This window comes from Rothia sp. HMSC069D01, assembly GCF_001810135.1.
Lineage (GTDB): Bacteria > Actinomycetota > Actinomycetes > Actinomycetales > Micrococcaceae > Rothia.
On the sequence record NZ_KV800084.1, the window covers coordinates 1 to 5,462 of the forward strand.

2 rRNA genes are annotated in these 5,462 nt (G+C 51.9%); both read left to right on the plus strand.

The annotated features are described in order from the left end of the window. The first annotated feature begins 490 nt into the window (after nucleotides 1-490). Nucleotides 491-2,017 (plus strand): 16S ribosomal RNA (locus HMPREF2710_RS02065). Between the two features lie 306 nt (nucleotides 2,018-2,323). Next, nucleotides 2,324-5,415, plus strand: a 23S ribosomal RNA gene (locus tag HMPREF2710_RS02075). Together the 16S and 23S rRNA genes form the textbook arrangement of a ribosomal RNA operon. The last annotated feature ends 47 nt before the right edge of the window (nucleotides 5,416-5,462 follow it).

Here is a 5,462-nt window from a genome sequence, read left to right on the forward strand (position 1 = left end):
AAAAAACGAAGAGTTTTCTTCGGTGTTTCTCCTAGTCAGAAGCGGTTTGTCTGTCTTTCAATTGTATAGTGTTTTGGTTTCTTGCTTAGAAGAATCTCAGGTTGCCTGTTGGTGATGGTGGAGGAGTTTAGGGAAGAAACATTGTGGTGTGAATCACGGAAAACGGATTTGCATGGCAAACAAGACGCTGGTATAGTTGATTGAGTTGTCGCGGGAACGCGGTAACAATGAAAATAACATGAATGACCGTTCAACGGTAAGGCTTCCTTCGAATGAAGGGGTTGAGGTGTTGAATCGGTGTGTTGCTTGAGAACTCAATAGTGTGCTTTGTTCAATAAAATCACCGAATGGTGATGGAAACTGAAACTAATACCAAATATTTATTTATATTTGATAATCATCAAATGGTTTCAAATTTAGTCAGCTTGAGTCACGCACCCCCGTGTGTGATTCGCTGTTTGAGATCAGATTATCAAGCTTTTCTATTTTTTCAACGGAGAGTTTGATTCTGGCTCAGGACGAACGCTGGCGGCGTGCTTAACACATGCAAGTCGAACGATGAAGCCTAGCTTGCTAGGTGGATTAGTGGCGAACGGGTGAGTAATACGTGAGTAACCTACCTTTAACTCTGGGATAAGCCCGGGAAACTGGGTCTAATACCGGATACGACCAATCTCCGCATGGGGTGTTGGTGGAAAGCGTTATGTAGTGGTTATAGATGGGCTCACGGCCTATCAGCTTGTTGGTGAGGTAACGGCTCACCAAGGCGACGACGGGTAGCCGGCCTGAGAGGGTGACCGGCCACACTGGGACTGAGACACGGCCCAGACTCCTACGGGAGGCAGCAGTGGGGAATATTGCACAATGGGCGCAAGCCTGATGCAGCGACGCCGCGTGAGGGATGACGGCCTTCGGGTTGTAAACCTCTGTTAGCAGGGAAGAAGAGAGATTGACGGTACCTGCAGAGAAAGCGCCGGCTAACTACGTGCCAGCAGCCGCGGTAATACGTAGGGCGCGAGCGTTGTCCGGAATTATTGGGCGTAAAGAGCTTGTAGGCGGTTTGTCGCGTCTGCTGTGAAAGGCCGGGGCTTAACTCCGTGTATTGCAGTGGGTACGGGCAGACTAGAGTGCAGTAGGGGAGACTGGAATTCCTGGTGTAGCGGTGGAATGCGCAGATATCAGGAGGAACACCGATGGCGAAGGCAGGTCTCTGGGCTGTAACTGACGCTGAGAAGCGAAAGCATGGGGAGCGAACAGGATTAGATACCCTGGTAGTCCATGCCGTAAACGTTGGGCACTAGGTGTGGGGGACATTCCACGTTTTCCGCGCCGTAGCTAACGCATTAAGTGCCCCGCCTGGGGAGTACGGCCGCAAGGCTAAAACTCAAAGAAATTGACGGGGGCCCGCACAAGCGGCGGAGCATGCGGATTAATTCGATGCAACGCGAAGAACCTTACCAAGGCTTGACATATACTGGACCGCATCAGAGATGGTGTTTCCCTTCGGGGCTGGTATACAGGTGGTGCATGGTTGTCGTCAGCTCGTGTCGTGAGATGTTGGGTTAAGTCCCGCAACGAGCGCAACCCTCGTTCTATGTTGCCAGCACGTTATGGTGGGGACTCATAGGAGACTGCCGGGGTCAACTCGGAGGAAGGTGGGGATGACGTCAAATCATCATGCCCCTTATGTCTTGGGCTTCACGCATGCTACAATGGCCGGTACAGAGGGTTGCGATACTGTGAGGTGGAGCTAATCCCTAAAAGCCGGTCTCAGTTCGGATTGGGGTCTGCAACTCGACCCCATGAAGTCGGAGTCGCTAGTAATCGCAGATCAGCAACGCTGCGGTGAATACGTTCCCGGGCCTTGTACACACCGCCCGTCAAGTCACGAAAGTTGGTAACACCCAAAGCCGGTGGCCTAACCTTTTGGAGGGAGCCGTCTAAGGTGGGATTGGCGATTGGGACTAAGTCGTAACAAGGTAGCCGTACCGGAAGGTGCGGCTGGATCACCTCCTTTCTAAGGAGCACATTTAGTTGGCCATGCTACCCGCGAGTGTCGGGTGGGTGGTTTTGCTCATGGGTGGAATGTTGGTTTTGGGTTGGATGAGGCGCATTGTTGGGTTTTGGGGTAACACGTGTGTGTTGTTCCTTTGTTTGCCTGGCATGGTGATGATGCAAGTGTTTTTGTTTGTGTTGTTGTTGTGTTGTGGGTTGTTGTTTGAGAACTATATAGTGGACGCGAGCATCTTCTGGAATTTGCGTTGAATCAATGCTTTGGTGTTGGTTTGATTGTTGATTTTAGATTCTTATTTTTCTTGATTGTGTGTAAGTTATTAAGGGCACACGGTGGATGCCTTGGCATTAAGAGCCGATGAAGGACGTGTGAATCTGCGATAAGCCTCGGGGAGCCGATAACTGGGCTGTGATCCGAGGATTTCCGAATGGGGAAACCTGGCTCATCTTCATGGTGAGTTACCGCCAGCTGAATGTATAGGCTGGTTGGGGGGAACGCGGGGAAGTGAAACATCTCAGTACCCGCAGGAAGAGAAAATAAAGTAATGATTCTGTGAGTAGTGGCGAGCGAAAGCGGAAGAGACTAAACCTGTGGTGTGTGATAGCGGTTAGGCGTTGCATCATGGGGGTTGTGGGAGTCACAGTGGCAGTTCTAACTGGCTGCCGGCATGATGTTCAGGATGGTAGGTGAACGACTTGGAATGGTCGGCCGTAGAGGGTGAGAGTCCCGTAATCGAAATTGTTCTGTCCGTGGTGTGGCCACCCGAGTAGCACGGGGCTCGTGGAATCTCGTGTGAATCTGCCAGGACCACCTGGTAAGTCTAAATACTTCTTAATGACCGATAGTGAATCAGTACCGTGAGGGAATGGTGAAAAGTACCCCGGGAGGGGAGTGAAATAGTACCTGAAACCGTGTGCTTACAAGCCGTTGGAGCCTTTTGGGGTGACAGCGTGCCTTTTGAAGAATGAGCCTGCGAGTTAGTGTTATGTCGCGAGGTTAACCCGTGTGGGGTATCCGTAGCGAAAGCGAGTCTGAATAGGGCGTTTGAGTGGCATGACCTAGACCCGAAGCGGAGTGATCTATCCATGGCCAGGTTGAAGCGACGGTAAGACGTCGTGGAGGACCGAACCCACTTCAGTTGAAAATGGAGGGGATGAGCTGTGGATAGGGGTGAAAGGCCAATCAAACTCTGTGATAGCTGGTTCTCCCCGAAATGCATTTAGGTGCAGCGTTACGTGTTTCTTGCCGGAGGTAGAGCTACTGGATGGCCGATGGGCCTTCACGGGTTACTGACGTCAGCTAAACTCCGAATGCCGGTAAGTGAGAGCGTAGCAGTGAGACAGTGGGGGATAAGCTTCATTGTCGAGAGGGAAACAGCCCAGACCACCAACTAAGGCCCCTAAGCGTGTGCTAAGTGGGAAAGGATGTGGAGTTGCTTAGACAACCAGGAGGTTGGCTTAGAAGCAGCCATCCTTGAAAGAGTGCGTAACAGCTCACTGGTCAAGTGATTCTGCGCCGATAATGTAGCGGGGCTCAAGTACACCGCCGAAGTTGTGGCAATGACCCTTTGGGGTTGTTGGGTAGGGGAGCGTCGTGTGGCCGGTGAAGCTGCGGTGTAAACCAGTGGTGGAGGCTATGCGAGTGAGAATGCAGGCATGAGTAGCGAAAGATGAGTGAGAAACTCATCCGCCGGATGATCAAGGGTTCCAGGGTCAAGTTAATCTGCCCTGGGTTAGTCGGGGCCTAAGGCGAGGCCGACAGGCGTAGTCGATGGATAACGGGTTGATATTCCCGTACCGGTGAAAAACCGCCCATACTGATATTGTGATGCTAACCATGCGAAGCATGATGTGCAGGCTTTTGTTTGTGTGTTGTGTGGGTTGTGGGACCCGATCTTTGGAGGTAAACGTGTTAACAGGTGTGACGCAGGAAGGTAGCCAAGCCACGCGATGGTTGTCGTGGTCTAAGCGTGTAGGGTTGTCGGTTGTTAAATGCGCCGGCTGTGTGCCTGAGACGTGATGGGACCCCGTTTTTGGGGGATTTGGTGATCCTATGCTGCCGAGAAAAGCATCGGCGTGAGGTTTTAGCCGCCCGTACCCTAAACCGACACAGGTGATCAGGTAGAGAATACTAAGGCGATCGAGAGAATCATGGTTAAGGAACTCGGCAAAATGCCCCCGTAACTTCGGGAGAAGGGGGACCTTGAGCGTGATGGGCACTTGCTGCCTGGAGCGTGTATGGGTCGCAGAGACCAGGGGGAAGCGACTGTTTATCAAAAACACAGGTCCGTGCGAAGTCGTAAGACGATGTATACGGACTGACTCCTGCCCGGTGCTGGAAGGTTAAGAGGATTGGTTAGCCTTTTTTGGGCGAAGCTGAGAATTTAAGCCCCAGTAAACGGCGGTGGTAACTATAACCATCCTAAGGTAGCGAAATTCCTTGTCGGGTAAGTTCCGACCTGCACGAATGGAGTAACGACTTCCCTACTGTCTCAACCATGAACTCGGCGAAATTGCAGTACGAGTAAAGATGCTCGTTTCGCGCAGCAGGACGGAAAGACCCCGTGACCTTTACTATAGTTTGGTATTGGTGTTTGGTTTGGCTTGTGTAGGATAGGTGGGAGACTGTGAAGCATGGACGCTAGTTTGTGTGGAGTCGTTGTTGAAATACCACTCTGGTCAATCTGGATGTCTAACTTCGGGCCATGATCTGGTTCAGGGACAGTGCCTGATGGGTAGTTTAACTGGGGCGGTTGCCTCCTAAAGTGTAACGGAGGCGCCCAAAGGTTCCCTCAGCCTGGTTGGCAATCAGGTGTTGAGTGTAAGTGCACAAGGGAGCTTGACTGTGAGACTGGCAGGTCGAGCAGGGACGAAAGTCGGGACTAGTGATCCGGCGGTACGTTGTGGAACGGCCGTCGCTCAACGGATAAAAGGTACCTCGGGGATAACAGGCTGATCTTGCCCAAGAGTCCATATCGACGGCATGGTTTGGCACCTCGATGTCGGCTCGTCGCATCCTGGGGCTGGAGTCGGTCCCAAGGGTTGGGCTGTTCGCCCATTAAAGCGGTACGCGAGCTGGGTTCAGAACGTCGTGAGACAGTTCGGTCCCTATCCGCTGCGCGCGTTGGAAATTTGAGAAAGGCTGTCCTTAGTACGAGAGGACCGGGACGGACGAACCTCTGGTATGTCAGTTGTACCGCCAGGTGCATGGCTGATTGGCTACGTTCGGGAGGGATAACCGCTGAAAGCATCTAAGCGGGAAGCCTGTTTCGAGATGAGATTTCCTGGCACTTTTGGTGTGTGAGGCTCCTTATAGATGATGAGGTTGATAGGCCGGGTATGGAAGCGGGGACTGAAGACTCGTGGAGTTGACTGGTACTAATAGGCCGAAGGCTTACTTTTCAAGAGAGTTGTTTGTTGTTTGCGTTCACTGTATGGTTTTTGGATAA